This window comes from Haloarcula sp. JP-L23 (assembly GCF_011602445.1).
Classification (GTDB): domain Archaea; phylum Halobacteriota; class Halobacteria; order Halobacteriales; family Haloarculaceae; genus Haloarcula; species Haloarcula pellucida.
On the sequence record NZ_CP050014.1, the window covers coordinates 2,087,283 to 2,101,520 of the forward strand.

At 65.4% G+C, this 14,238-nt stretch carries 13 protein-coding genes; 11 read left to right on the forward strand and 2 right to left on the reverse strand.

The features are described from left to right. Positions 1 to 205: 205 nt before the first annotated feature. The 10 genes from G9465_RS10740 (at position 206) to G9465_RS10785 (ending at position 10,868) form a co-directional block, all read left to right on the forward strand. Complete coding sequence (locus G9465_RS10740) at positions 206 to 787, forward strand: acyltransferase (protein WP_166969800.1); 582 nt, start codon at positions 206 to 208, stop codon at positions 785 to 787. Further along, a complete protein-coding gene (locus G9465_RS10745; RefSeq protein WP_166969802.1) occupies positions 784 to 1,557 on the forward strand; it encodes a hypothetical protein in 774 nt (257 codons plus the stop codon). Before G9465_RS10740 ends, G9465_RS10745 begins: the two co-directional genes overlap by 4 nt. Then, positions 1,554 to 2,591, forward strand: a complete 1,038-nt coding sequence (locus tag G9465_RS10750) for a DUF354 domain-containing protein (RefSeq protein WP_166969804.1) — start codon at positions 1,554 to 1,556, stop codon at positions 2,589 to 2,591. Before G9465_RS10745 ends, G9465_RS10750 begins: the two co-directional genes overlap by 4 nt. Beyond that, positions 2,588 to 3,481 (forward strand): polysaccharide deacetylase family protein, encoded by an 894-nt coding sequence (locus tag G9465_RS10755; RefSeq protein ID WP_166969806.1) that lies wholly within the window; start codon positions 2,588 to 2,590, stop codon positions 3,479 to 3,481. The genes G9465_RS10750 and G9465_RS10755 overlap by 4 nt, the downstream gene beginning before the upstream one ends. Positions 3,482 to 3,515: 34 nt before the next feature. Continuing rightward, on the forward strand, positions 3,516 to 4,520 hold the full coding sequence (locus G9465_RS10760) for a GNAT family N-acetyltransferase (protein ID WP_166969808.1): 1,005 nt from the start codon (positions 3,516 to 3,518) through the stop codon (positions 4,518 to 4,520). A gap of 5 nt (positions 4,521 to 4,525) precedes the next feature. Then, complete coding sequence (locus G9465_RS10765; protein WP_166973008.1) at positions 4,526 to 5,467, forward strand: glycosyltransferase family 4 protein; 942 nt, start codon at positions 4,526 to 4,528, stop codon at positions 5,465 to 5,467. An 81-nt stretch (positions 5,468 to 5,548) separates the two neighbouring features. Further along, on the forward strand, positions 5,549 to 7,378 hold the full coding sequence (locus tag G9465_RS10770; RefSeq protein WP_166969810.1) for a hypothetical protein: 1,830 nt from the start codon (positions 5,549 to 5,551) through the stop codon (positions 7,376 to 7,378). Beyond that, entirely contained in the window at positions 7,375 to 8,844 is a 1,470-nt protein-coding gene (locus G9465_RS10775; protein WP_166969812.1) for a flippase, read from the forward strand. The genes G9465_RS10770 and G9465_RS10775 overlap by 4 nt, the downstream gene beginning before the upstream one ends. Before the next feature lie 43 nt (positions 8,845 to 8,887). Then, on the forward strand, positions 8,888 to 9,742 hold the full coding sequence (locus tag G9465_RS10780; RefSeq protein WP_166969814.1) for a methionyl-tRNA formyltransferase: 855 nt from the start codon (positions 8,888 to 8,890) through the stop codon (positions 9,740 to 9,742). Positions 9,743 to 9,932: 190 nt separating this feature from the next. After that, entirely contained in the window at positions 9,933 to 10,868 is a 936-nt protein-coding gene (locus G9465_RS10785; protein WP_166969816.1) for a malectin domain-containing carbohydrate-binding protein, read from the forward strand. 141 nt (positions 10,869 to 11,009) lie between these two features. Here G9465_RS10785 and G9465_RS10790 read toward each other — a convergent pair whose 3' ends face one another. Together G9465_RS10790 and G9465_RS10795 are read right to left on the reverse strand one after the other, a co-directional pair. After that, positions 11,010 to 12,014 carry a Gfo/Idh/MocA family protein gene (locus tag G9465_RS10790; protein WP_166969818.1) on the reverse strand — a complete coding sequence of 335 codons (1,005 nt, stop codon included), beginning with the start codon at positions 12,012 to 12,014 and terminating at the stop codon, positions 11,010 to 11,012. Continuing rightward, the gene (locus G9465_RS10795) at positions 12,011 to 13,111 is read right to left on the reverse strand and encodes a DegT/DnrJ/EryC1/StrS aminotransferase family protein (RefSeq protein WP_166969820.1); all 1,101 of its coding nucleotides are present in this window, start codon (positions 13,109 to 13,111) and stop codon (positions 12,011 to 12,013) included. Before G9465_RS10795 ends, G9465_RS10790 begins: the two co-directional genes overlap by 4 nt. 171 nt (positions 13,112 to 13,282) lie before the next feature. Here G9465_RS10795 and G9465_RS10800 point away from each other — a divergent pair, with 171 nt between their 5' ends. Further along, entirely contained in the window at positions 13,283 to 14,209 is a 927-nt protein-coding gene (locus G9465_RS10800; protein WP_166969822.1) for an NAD-dependent epimerase/dehydratase family protein, read from the forward strand. Positions 14,210 to 14,238 lie beyond the last annotated feature (29 nt).

The window sequence follows — 14,238 nt, forward strand, 5'->3', positions numbered from 1 at the left end:
GGTTATGCGACGGTGACGGGCCGGTAAGCCGTCTGTAGCGTCAGGTTACGACACGCCGACGGCGGCCGATAGCGACTGTCGGATTCACAGGACGCCCATAACAAAGCCCGGAACTGGCGGAAATCTCCGACAGAGCGTAGATGACCGGGTCCCACAGCGTCGACCGATTCGAGACGTACCGACAGCCCTCACGGAGGCCGAGCCCATGAGTAAGTGTCAGCTCGGGAACGGGTGCCGCATCGCCGAATCGGCACACATCCTGCCGCCGGAGGGCGAGCAGACCCCTGTCAGCATCGGCGACGACGGCGTCGTCCGCTCCGGGTCGGTGATATACCCCGACGTCGTCATCGGTGACGGGTTACAGACGGGACACAACGCCGTCATCCGCGAGGAGACGACGCTCGGCCACGGCGTGGTCGTCGGCACGCAGACGGTCATCGACGGGCAGACAGACGTCGGTGACGAAGTGAGTATGCAGACCGGCGTCTACGTCCCGCCGAAGACGGTCGTCGGCGACCGGGTGTTCCTCGGCCCGCGAGCGACGCTGACGAACGACCCGTATCCCCTCCGAATGGGCGTCGACCTCGTCGGCCCGACCCTCGAAGACGACGTCTCTATCGGCGCGAACGCGACGCTCCTGCCCGGCGTCACCGTCGGCGAGCGCTCGTTCGTCGCGGCTGGTGCCGTCGTCACCGACGACGTGCCGCCCCGGACGCTGGCGGTCGGTTCGCCGGCGAAACATCGCCCGCTACCCGAGCACCTCGACGCCGCGAACGCCTACCGATGACGCGTGACTTCACCGACGATGCCTACGCGGAGTTGCTAGACACCGGTATCGAGGCCGGATACGACTTCCTGACGGTCAGGGAGTACATTCTGCGCGAGGACTTGCCAGAGCGGTTCCTGCTTCTCCGCCACGACGTGGACCGCAAGCCCGAGAACTCGGTCCGGTTCGCACGCATCGAGGCCGAACGGGACGTTTCGAGCACGTACTACGTCCGCACCATCGAGAAGGTGTTCGACCCCGAGATACTCGACCGTCTGGAAGCGCTCGGCCACGAAGTTGGCTACCACTACGAGGACTTAGACCGCGCCGACGGCGACGTCGAGGCCGCCAGAGCGTCCTTCGCCGACCACCTCGCTCGCCTGCGCGAACACGTCACCGTCGACACCGTCTGTATGCACGGCAACCCGCTGACGGCCCACGACAACCGAGACATGTGGGACGACCCGGCGGACCTCGAACCGTACGGCATCGTCGGGGAGGCGTACCTCTCGATGGACTTCACCGACGTGACCTACTTCTCGGACACCGGGCGGACGTGGCGCGACGGCGCGCTCAAGATAAAGGACCACACGATGGGCGAAGGCGAGAAACGCGTCAGCGCCGACTCGACGGCGGACCTCCAGACGCTCCTTCGGAATCGTCGGGTCGACCGGGCGTGTCTGTTGACACACCCCAACCGATGGGCCGACTCGACGCCGGAACTGGTCGCAGAGGCAGCAAAGGACGCCGTCACCAACGTCGGAAAACGGGGGCTGACGCTGCTGCGATGAACGTCCACTTCGAGGTTGGTCACCCGGCCCACGTCCACCTGTTCAAGCACGCCATCTGGGAACTGGAAGGGAGAGGCCACGAGACGTACGTCACCGCCCGCGAGAAGGAGGTGACGACGGACCTGCTGGACGCATACGACATCGACTATCGGGTGCTCTCGACGCAGGCGGACTCGACGCCGCGGCTCATTCTGGAGTGGGCGCTGCGCGAACTGAAACTGATTCGGGCCATCCGCTCGTTCGGCTCTGACGTCGTCGTCAGCCACCTCAGCCCCGTTGCCGCACAGGCGGCCCGACTGACCGGAACCCCGAGTGTCACGTTCACCGACGACGAGGTGGAGACGCGTTCGCTCCGACGGTTCACGGTCCCGTTCACGTCGCGTATCTGCACGCCAGCGTGTTTCGAGATGGACCTCGGGGAGAAACACCGCCGCTACGACGGCTACCACGAACTCGCCTACCTCCACCCGGACCGCTTCGATCCGGACCCGTCGAGCCTGCGTGACCACGGCGTCGCCGTCGACGAACCGTACTACGTCCTCCGGTTCGTCTCGTGGGCGGCCCATCACGACGTGGGTCGCTCGGGCTTCAGCCGCGAGGCCAAACGCGACCTCGTGGACTATCTCTCTGAGCGCGGGAGGGTGTACATCACCAGCGAGTCCGAACTCCCGTCCTACTTCGAGGCGTACCGACTCCCGGTCCCGCCGGAGGATATCCACGACCTGCTGTACTACGCCGACGGCTACGTCGGGGACTCCCAGACGATGGCGCTCGAAGCCGGGTTGCTGGGAACGCCCGCGGTCCGGTCTAACTCGTTTGTCGGCGACGACGACATCTCGATGTTCAAGGAACTGGACGAGCGCGGCCTCATCGTCAACGTGGCCGACGAACGAGAGGCGGTGGCTCGCGTGAAAGCCATCGCCGAGAACCCGGAGTCAGCGGCACAGTGGGACCTGCGCCGGGAACGACTGCTCGCAGACCGCGTCGACGTCACCGACGTCGTCGTCGAGGAGACGCTGGAAGCGGGCCGATGAGCGTCCAACGCGAACGAACCGAGTGGGTGCCCGACGGTCACGAGTTCGCGCTCTGTCTCACCCACGATATCGACCGCCCGTACAAGACCTACCAGTCGCTGTTTTACGCACTCACGCGGCGTGACCCGAGTCACCTGCTCGATATCGCCCCCAGTAGGACCCCGTACTGGACGTTCGACGACCTCCTCGACTTCGAGCGAGAACAGGGAGTCAGGTCGGCGTTCTACGTCTTGGACGAGCAGTCGCTCTTTACCGACCGGTCGCCGCGCGAGTGGCTGACGATGACGGGCTGGCAACTGTACGCCGGCCGGTACGACATCGAGGACGAGCGAATACGGGACCTCCTCGAAACCCTGCAGTCGGGCGGGTGGGAGGTCGGCCTCCACGGCTCCTACGAATCCGTCGACGACCGAGAGCGCCTCCGCTCGGAGAAGGCACACCTCGAATCGGTGCTGGGCGAACCGGTCCTCGGCGGCCGGCAGCACTACCTCCGTCTGGAGCGCCCCGAGACGTGGGAGCACTACCGGGCCATCGGTCTGAAGTACGATGCGACGCTCGGGAGCCCCACCGAGTACGGATTCACCGACGGTTACCGGCCGTTCCGGCCGTTCGACGACGATTTCGTGGTGTTCCCGCTGACGGTGATGGAGGCCGCACTCCCCGACCCGGCGGCGTCGTTCGACCAGGCCTGGGCCGCTTGTGCGTCCTTACTCGACGAGGCTGAAGCGAACGGCGCGGTGATGACGGTGCTGTGGCACCCGCGATACTTCAGCCACGATCACCCGGGGTATGGGCGCCTCTACCGTCGGTTAGTGCGGGCTGCACTCGACCGCGGTGCGTGGGTCGGCGCACCCGGCGAACTGTACACCGCGTGCGTAGGAACTAGATAACCAATACCGTCGACAGGTGACTCAGGAGCGCAAGATGCGAGTCGAACGACTGTCACTCCCAGAGTGGGGGGACGCACTTCCGTCGAGCGGGTACGAGGTCTTTCATCTCCCAGCGGCGCTGTCGGCTATCGAGACACACGTCGACGGAAACCTCATCCTCTTCGGCGGCTTCAAAGGGCAGGAACCCGTTGGCCTGCTTCCTATCGTCGAGACGCGTCGGACCGTCGGCCGGACGCTCATGTCCCCGCCGCCCGGTATGAACATCCCGCGACTGGGCCCCATCGTGATGCCGACCAGCCCGAAACAGCGCAAGCGCGAGCGGGTCAACAAACAGTTCGTCGAGGCGGTTCTCGACGACCTCGGCGCGACGAGCGCACTGTCGCTCGTTCGCCTGCTGACACCCCGGCAGTACGGCGACCCTCGCCCCTTCCAGTGGGCCGACTTCGACCTGTCGACGCAGTTCACGTACGTCGTCGACCTCGCCGATACGGACCCCGACAGCGTTCTCGAATCGTTCAGCAAGAGCCTCCGTCGGGACATCCGGCGAGGGCGGGAGAGCGACGTCACCGTCTCGGTCGAGGGCCTCGGCGCCATAAGGGAGGTGTTCGAGACGACCCGGAAGCGGTACGTCGACCAGAACCGCGGCTTCCCCCTCACGTGGGCCTACGTCCGTGACCTCGTCACCGGCCTCGACGACCGGGCGCGGGCCTACGTCGCCCGGGACGACGAGGGTACCTTCATCTCCGGCGTGACGGTCCTGTACGGGCCCGACGCGGCGTACTTCTGGCAGGGGGGTGCGCGGGCCGACCACGACGGCATCAGCGTCAACAGCCTCGTCCACTGGCAAGTCATCGAGGACGTCCTCACCGACCCGGCCTTCGAGGACGTCACGGCGTATGACCTGATGGGGGCGAACACGAGACGGCTCTGTGACTACAAGGGCAAGTTCGCCGGCGAACTGGTCCCGTACTACGCTATCGAGACGGACAGTGCGGCAATGAACATCGCGAAGTCGGCCTTCACGGCGGTGACACGGTGACCGAGATTCGGGTTCTCAACCTCGTCACGAACGAGGACGCCCAGTTCTTCCGGGCACAGGTCCAGGAGCTAGAGCGACGGGGGATCGACCTGACGACGCTCTCGGTCCCCGGCCGGAATCGCTCGGAGTCTATCGACGCCAACGAGGACGGGAAACGCTCCGTCTTCGACTACGCGAAGTTCTATCCCTCGGTACTCGCACACTCGCTGGACGACTACGACCTCATCCACGCCAACTACGGCCTCACCGCGCCGATGGCCGTCGCCCAACCGAAGCTCCCGGTCGTCCTCTCGCTGTGGGGGTCTGACCTCATGGGCAAGTACGGCCCGGTCACCCAGCGGTTCGCTCGCTTCTGTGACGAGGTCATCGTCATGTCCGAGGGGATGGCAGAGATATACGAGGGGGAGTGTTTGGTCATCCCACACGGCGTCGACCTCTCCGTCTTCCGACCCATGGACCAGTCGACTGCACGGGAGGAACTCGGCTGGCCGCAGGACGAACGCATCGTCCTCTTTCCGTACCCACCAAAGCGGGACGTGAAGAACTACCCGCGTGCGGAGCGCATCGTCGACAGCGTCCGGGACCGCATCGGCGTCGACGTGTCGATCCGGACGGCGACCGGCGTCCCGCACCACCGGATGCCCTACTACCTCAACGCTGCCGACGCGATGATCATGACCTCGCGCCGCGAGGGGTCGCCGAACACGGTCAAGGAGGCGATGGCCTGCAACCTTCCCGTCGTCTCGACGGACGTCGGCGACGTCCGCACCCGCCTCGAACCGGTCGAGCCGAGTGCGGTCAGCGACGACGACGCAGCGTTGACCGCCGCGCTCGCGGAGATCCTCGACCGGCGCGAGCGCTCCAACGGCCGCGAGTACGCCGACGCTATCGCGTTGGAACGGATGGGCGAGCGCATCGTCGCCGTCTACGAAGACGTGACAGAATAATGAATAGAAGTACGACCATACCGCCCACAGAGAGACCATAACAATGGCAAAACACTCCGGAGCAGGTTCCAGATAGCCGTCATGTCCTCGAAACGACGACGTCACGTCGCCGCTCTCCTCGTCGGGTATATCGCCTTCACCGTCGGCGTCTCCGTGGCCGCGGGCGCCGTACCGACCGGCTACGAGATATCCATCTACAACGCGACGCCGACACCGTTCTGGGTCGGTGTCGTCGTTGCCTTCGTCACCGCCATCCTCGTCAGTCTGAACGCACCAGTCGCGACGGCGCGCCACCGGCTTGCGCTCCTCCTCGGGACGCTCGTCGGTCTCTCCGTGGCGATGCTACCGATGATTCGCGACTACTACTACTACGGCGTCGGGGACGCCCTCAGCTACCTCGGCTGGACCCGGATGATCGCCGAGGGGTCGCTGAACCCCGTGAACTTCCTCTATCCGGGCATCCACAGCACGGCCGTCACGCTGACGAGCGTCTCCGGACTGCCGCCGCGCCGCTCGCTCCAGTTGGTGGTCCTCTTCTTCGTCGGCCTGTACGTCCTCTTCACCGCGCTGTGCGTCGCCCGCGTCGCGGCCCGCTCGAACGCCGTCGCCGTCGGGACGTTCTTCGCACTGCTCTTTCTCCCCATCAACAACATCCACACCTACATCTTCCCGTACCCGACGAGCGAGGCCATCTTCTTCACGCCCTTCGCCCTGTACGTCCTTCTCCGCTACCTCGGCGACAGAGAGTCGCTGTTGACCGTTCGCGGGGTGCGCGTCGTTACGCCGCTGGGAGTGATTCTGACGCTCGTCGGCATCGCAGCCATCCTCGTCCACCCGCAAGCCGGGTCGAACGTCCTGTTCGCCATCGTCGCCGGGTTAGGCCTCCAGGTACTCGCACAGCTATACGGCCACTTCCGATTCGAGGAGCGCATCACCGGCCATCGCTCGCTGGCGCCGCAAGCCGTCGTCGTCGGGCTGTTCTTCGCACTGTGGACGCCCCGGTTCGAGCGTGCGACGGGGACGATGGGAACCGTCGTCAGTGGCCTGCTGTACGGTGCGAACCCGGCCGACGAGATATCCCAATCAAGTAGTTCCCTCTCGGCCATCGGAAGCAGCATCGGCGTCCTGTTCGCCAAAGTGTTCCTCGTCAGCACTGTCCTCTCGATAGTCGCCGGCCTCGTGATGCTCGCGGCGACGACCGACCGACTGGACGACCGGTACCCCGACCGCAACGTGCTGTTGCGCTATCTCACCTTCGCGTTCGTGCCGGTGTTCGTGCTCTTTGGCATCTTCTTCATCACGAGCGTCACCCGACAACCGTTCCGCTATCTCGGGTTCATGATGGTGTTCGTCACCATCCTCGCCGCGGTAGCCGTCGCCGACGGTATCCCGTTCGGACTGGACTTCTCGACGGAGAACTGGCGGGCTGCCGTCGCCGTCGTCGTCGTCCTCATGGTGGTGCCACAGGCGATGACTCTCCACCAGTCCCCGCACATGTACAAGGACTCGGACCACGTCCCGGAGACGTACTACGAGGGGCACGTCACCACGTTCGAGAACCGCGACCCGTCGGTGTGGTTCGCGGGGCCGCGCGGCGGCCCGCGCCGGTTCGTCGACGCCTACTACGGGACGACCTACTCCGACTACACGCCGACCGGCGAGCACTTCCCCGGGAAAGAGGAGAAGATACCCTTCGCGGTGTTCGGCAACAACGAGTCGACGCACTACTCCCACTGCCGGTACGTCCCCCTGACCAGCCGCGACTACAAGAAGGAGATAGGGCTGTACGAGGGCTTCCGATACTCCGCCGAGGCGTTCCGGTCGTTCCGGCAGAACCCCGACGTCTACCGAGTCCAGTCGAACGGCGACTACCGACTCTACTTCGTCAGGGGTGAGGACTGTCTCCGATGACGCTCCGGGAGCGCATCGCCAAGGGGTTCAAAGCGACGCTGCTCTCTCGGATCGTCCACGCCGCGGCTAACGGGGCGCTCCTCCTCGTCCTGACGCGGTACCTGCTCGACCCCGAGCAGTACGGACTGCTCTACTTCGCCGTCTCGGTGGTCGGCGTGGCCGAACTGTTCGGCACGCTGGGCCTCACGAAGGCGACGGCCCGCTACGTCAACGAATACCTAGAGAAAGACGACACGCAGGTCCGCCACATCATGCGGTGGTCGTTCTACGGCGTCCTCGCGATGGCCTTCGGCGTCTCCGCGGCCATCTCCCTCGCCAGCGCGCCGCTCGCGGCCCTGCTCAACCGGCCCGAGGTGGCACCCGTCCTGACCGTCGGCGGCCTCTACGTCGCCGGCCGCTCGTTCATCAGCTACGAGCGGTCCGTGTTTCAGGCGTTCAACGCCGTCAGGTACAGTGCCGTCCTCACCGCGATGAACAGCGTCGTCAGACTCTGTGCGGCCGTGGCGCTGGTCGTTCTCGGCTACGGCGTCGTCGGCGCGATGGCGGGCTACGTCCTCGGGTTCGGTCTGACCGCGATGCTGGGCCTCGTGCTTCTGTACACTCGATTCTATCGGGGGCTCCCGAAGACCGACGATCCGGAGATCGGTCTCCGACGCCGACTGCTCCGGTACAGCGTCCCGACGGCGGCCACCCGAGCGAGCGTCGTCCTCGACAGCAAGATAGACACCGTCCTCGTCGGGATGCTGGCGACGCCGGTGGCCGTGGCGTTCTACACGCTCGCCCGACAGGTCGCCGACCTCTGCATCGTCCCCGCCCAGTCGCTGGGGTACGCCGTCACGCCCACCCTCGGCGAGCAGTCTGCCGCGGAGAACAGCGACCGGGCGGCGAACATCTACGAGCAGTCGCTACGGAACATCCTCCTGCTGTACGTCCCGGGCGCCGCCGGTCTCTTCGTCGTCGCCGAACCGATGGTCCGCTTCGTCGTCGGGCCGGACTACCTCGGTGCGGTCCCGCTGATTCAACTGTACGGCGTCTTCGTCATCATGCGCGCGATAGAGAAGATTACCGCGAACACGCTCGACTACCTCGGCCTCGCCCGCGTGCGGGCCGTGGCTCGCGGGACCAGCGCCGTCGGTAACGTCGTCCTGAACCTCGCGCTCATCCCGTCGCTGGGGGCGCTGGGGGCAGGCATCGCGACGGTTATCACGTACTCGGGCTACGGGATGGTCAACATCTACTACCTCCATCAGGAACTCCCGTTCGACGCGGTGGCCGTCGTGAACCACCTCGCCCGCGTCACCGCCATCGCCGTCGTGATGGGCGGCGTCGTCTACACCGTAATGCCGTATGTCACGGGACTGTTCACGCTCGCCGGCGCTATCGTCCTCGGCGGGGCCATCTGGACCGCGCTCTCGGTCGCCAGCGGTCTGCTCGAACCGCGCGCCGTCCTGTCGTTCATGAGCTAACAGGCACTCTATAACTACGACTGCTGTTGGGCTAGCACGGGCCATGCCTTCGGTCGCGTTCATGGGGAGCCACCCACTCGGCGAACGATGTCTCGAACGACTCACCGGCGACGACGACTTCGACGTGAAACTCGTCGTCACCTACGGCCCCGACGAGGACACGTGGTGGGACGGGTGCCTGTACGACCGGGCCGAGCGCCTCGGACACACAGTGGTCACGCGCGCGGACGAGCGTGACGTCCTCGACTACGACGTCGACTACCTCGTGAGCGTCTACTACCCGAACATCCTCGGCGAGGACCTGCTCGACCACCCGAACGTCGCGCCGCTGAACCTCCATCAGGCGGAACTGCCCCGCTATCGCGGGAGCAACGTCTTCAGCCACGCCATCATGAACGCCCGCGAGGACGACCATTGGAAGTACGGGACGACGTTCCACGTCATGGCGCCGGCGGTCGACGCCGGCGACGTCCTCGCTCGGGACTTCGTCCCCATCCGCGAGACGGACACCGCCCGCACGCTGTACGACCGCGTCACCGAGGCCTCCGTCGCGATGTTCCGCGAACACCTGCCGACGCTCAAAGACGGCGACGTTCGCCGGCTAGCGACGCCGCAGGCAGCCTACGACGGCGAGCGGTACTTCTACACCAAGGAGAGTCTGGACGGTGAGAAACTGATCCCGCCCGAACGGCTGGCCGCCGCCGACGAGGCGACTCAGTTAGCGGTGTACGACAAGATTCGCGCCCTCGACTTCCCGCCGTTCCAACCGGCTTATACCGAACTGGGCGGGCACCGCGTCCAGTTGACGGCCGCCTCGTACACGGACATCTTTGACGACGCAGCCGTCCCGGAGTTCGACGTCGAGCGAACCGCGGACCAACCGTTGACGCAAGACTGATACAAGGGAGCTGCCCATCCCTCGTCCCCGGGTCTACGGCCAATCTGGGCCGTTAGATAGCGTGTGTGGTTTCGAGTTCCAATTCAGCGACATAGCCGTTAGTATCGAGATACTTATCGAAACAGCAGTATAACAAACGGGTGATGGACTGGATTGGTTGTTGTTACACAGGACGTGTAGCGTGCAACTCATGACAGAAAACCGAAAGACATCTCGCCGTGCAGTCCTCAAGGGGACCGTCGCCGGGGCAATTGGTGTTACTGGTCTTACTGGGACTGCTGCGGCAACGCGAAATGATGGAAAGGGGACCTGTTCGAATCCCGATGGGACCCAACTCATAGCGAAATACGAAGCAACGGATACCGACGACGACGGAAAGAACGAACTCGTCTTCGAGAAAACCGATACCGGGTTGGACCCGGCGTCGAATTTCTCGTTCGCTATTACGCCCGACGAGGACGACGAGATAAAATCGCTCGCGTGGGACTCCTATCCGTACACGATAACGGATATCGTGGTGAAAGCCGGTCCGGACTGCGAGCACATGTCGGTCGACCAGAAGATGCACGGTTCGGTCACTCCGTCGAATGGAAAGGCTATCGGTAATATCCGGTTCTGTGCGACCGCGCCAGTAATTCGCCCGCTGTATCAGGCGAACGCGGGCGGCGGCTTCACTGCCTCGAACGGAGACCAGTGGGACCCGCTGACGGACTATCTGGTCGCAGGAGGCGACCAGACGGCTTCCTTCGGCCAATCGCTTTCGGGCATAGATAGCTCGGTCCCCAGCGGGACGCCCAGTCAGATATGGGAGACAGAACGCTGGGACCCGGACGATGGGAACGAGATGCAATACGAGTTCCCGGTGCCAGAGGGAGAACAGGCCGAAGTTCGCCTGTACTTTTACGACGGCTATGGCGGAACGAGTTCCGTCGGCGACCGGGTGTTCGACATCAGCGTCGAGGACCAGACCGTCGAAAACTTCGACATTATCGAAGCGTACGGTGACCAAACCGGCGCGATGAAGTCCTTCACGGTCACCAGTGACGGAACCATCGACGTCGACTTCGCACACGTCTTCGAGAATCCGCAGATCAACGCCATCGAAATCCTTCCGCTAGAATCGTAGGAGTGGCTTCGCGGCCATCTCGTTTCCGTCGGGTGTTCCCTACGACCCATCCGACTTCGGAGAAGCCGACAGCAGTGAATGCCGAGGGACCGGACAGACTGGCACGGACCCGTCAGAGAGTCCGGGCCTCCACAGCGCCACTCAGAACTGCTTCGCGAGTCCGGGCCGGTCGACCGTGACGACTTCGTTCTTCGCGGCCGAGCGCTCGGCGTGTTCCAGCGTCTCGACGGCGCGGGCCCCGACCTCGCCGCTGGCAGGTGGGTGCTGGCCGCTCTCGCTGGCGTCGACGAACGCCTCTACCTCGGTCTTTAACGGTTCCTCGTCGTCCGTCGTGTGGACGATAGCGCCGTCGTTTCTCGACTTCAGGCCGTCCTCGGGGTCCGAGAACACCTCGGCGTCGAACAGTTCCAGTTTCGTGTTCTCCAGGTAGTCGATGTACGCCGAGCGGTTCGACCCGACGACGACGAGGTCACGCGTCTTATCGAAGACGGGAATCTGCCACGACGAGTTGATGACGCCGGTGACGTTACCGTACCCCAGCGTCAGCGTCGACGTCTCGACGATGCCCTCTCGGACGAACGAGTCGAACCGGCCGTGGACCGTGTCCGGGCGCGCGTCCAGCAGGTAGTCGTAGACGTCCACGTCGTGGACGGCGAGCGAGTACAGCACGCCGGTCGTCCGTCGCGGCACCCGGAACGAAAAGCGTCGCGTCTGGAGGTACTTGATGCGGCCGAGTTCCCCCCGGTCGACGCGTCGTTTCAGGGCGCGGAGCGCGGGATGGTAGCGGAAGATGTGGCCCACACCGAGCGAACAGTCGTTGTCCTCGGCCGTCTCGACGATGTCCCACGCGTCCTCGGCGTTGAGTGCGAGTGGTTTCTCGACGAGGAGGTCGATGCCACGCTCCAGCATGTCCGTCCCGATGGCCCGGTGGGTCGTCGAGGGCGTCGCCACCGTCGCGGCGTCGACGTCCATCTCCGCGATATCGGTGACGTAGGGCAGGTCGTAGGAGTCCGCGAGCGACTCGACGCGGCGCTCGTCCTGATCGCAGATGACCACTTCGTCAAGTCGCCCCTCGTCCAGCAGTTCGCGGGCGACCCGGACGTGGTTTTTCCCCCAGTAGCCCGTGCCGACGACGCCGTACCTCATGCGTAGTACCCCCGGATAGCCTCGCAGACGCGGTCTATCTCCTCGTCCGTGATGCGGGGGTGCATCGGAAGCGAGACGATGCGTGTACAGAGCCGTTCCGTCTCCGGCAGGGAGGGGTGCGTCGATAACACGTCTTGCATCGCCGGCGTCAGGTGGACCGGCGGGTCGTAGTGGATGCCGGTCTGGATGCCTTCGTCGTCCAGATGGGCCCGAAGACCGTCTCTGTCGGGCACCTGCACGACGAACAGGTGATAGACGTGGGTGGCCTCGTCGCGTTCGACCGGAAGCTGGACAGTCTCGACGTCGGCCAGTCGGTCGCGGTAGCGGTCCGCGGCGGCCGCTCGGTCGGCGTTCCAGTCGGCCAGATGCGATAGCTGTTCGAGGCCGGCGGCGGCGCTGACCTCGTCCAGTCGATGGTTCAGTCCGAGTCGGACGTGGTTGCCGTCTGTGTCGCGGCCGTGGTTGCGTAGCTCCCGGGCGGTCCGGGCCAGGTCTTCGTCGTCCGTCACGAGGATGCCGCCGTCGCCGGCCACGGTCATGTTCTTCGACGGGTAGAAGCTGAAGCAGGCGGCGTCGCCGAGACTCCCGACGGGGTCGCCGCGGTAGGTCGCCCCGTGGGCCTGACAGGCGTCCTCGATGACCGTCAGGTCGTGGGCGTCGGCGACGCTCCGGACGGTCTGCATCTCGGCGGGGTGCCCGTAGAGGTGGACGGGGACCACGGCCACCGGGTTCTCGGCGTCTGCGGCCGTACGCGCGAGGTCTGTCCCGCTCATCGTGTACGTCTCGGGGTCTACGTCGACGAACACCGGGTCGGCGCCGAGTTCGACGACCGGACTGACCGTCGCGAAGAAGGTGTGGCCGGGGACCAGTACCTCGTCGCCCTCGCCGATGCCGGCGCTCTTCATCGCCAGATACAGTGCGGCCGTCCCGCTACTGACGCCGACGGCGTGGTCGACGCCACACGTCTCTGCAAACTGTGCTTCGAGTTCCTCGACTCGCGGGCCTTTGACGTAGCGTCGCGATTCGAGCGTCTCGACGACGCTGTCGACGATGTCGCGGTCGACGTAGACGTCCGTGAACGGGACCTGTTCCGTCATCAGCGACGACTTTCAGAGTGACAGTCATTGTTATACTCACCGTTCGGCGGGCGGCGGTCGGACGCCGACGTGACCGACGCCCGCGTCCCGCCGCGCTGGACCCGTAGGCACACCCAATGCGGAGTTCGCCACCGCATAACTTACGCTGCGTCCACGCACCCATCGGTCGAGATGGCACTGGACTCGCTCAGCGAACGAGAGGTGCTCGTCACGGGCGGTGCGGGGTTCGTCGGGAGCCACCTCGTCGCCGCCCTCGCGCCGACGAACGACGTGACCGTCTTAGACGACTTCTCGACGGGGTCACGCGACTACCTCCCCGACGGCGTCACCGTCGTCGAGGGAGACGTCCGGGACGAATCGACCGTCGACGAGGCGATGGCCGGGGCCGACGTGGTGTTCCACGAAGCCGCGATGGTCAGCGTCCCCGAGTCCGTCGAGCGGCCGGTCGCCTGTCACGACCTGAACGGATCGGCGACCGTCGGCGTCCTCGAGTGCGCGCGCCGCCACGACGCCCGTGTCGTACTGGCCTCCAGTGCCGCCGTCTACGGGGACCCGGCCTCTGTCCCCGTCTCGGAGGACGCCTCGGTCGATCCCGCCTCGCCGTACGGCTTCGAGAAACGACTCAACGAACAGTACGCCGCCTTCTACGCAGAGACGTACGGCCTGCCGACGGTGCCGCTCCGGTACTTCAACGTCTACGGGCCGCGGGGCCTCGACGGGGAGTACGCCGGCGTCATCGGCACCTTCGTCCGACAGGCACAGGCCGGCGACCCCCTCACGGTCGAAGGCGACGGCGAGCAGACCCGGGACTTCGTCTACGTCGGGGACGTGGTACGTGCGAACCTGCGGGCGGCGACCACCGACACCGTCGGCCGCCCGTTCAACGTCGGGACGGGCGAGAGCGTCACCATCACCCACCTCGCCGAGACGGTGCGGGACGTGGTGGGTGCTAACGTACCGATAGAGCACGTCCCGCCGCGGGAGGGAGACATCGACCGGAGCGAGGCCGCCGTGGCAGACGCCCGCGACCACCTCGGCTTCGAGGCGTCGGTGAACCTCCGCGAGGGACTCTCGCTGACACTCGCTGCCGACGAGTGAGGCCACCGCTGTGAAAGTCGAGCTTATTC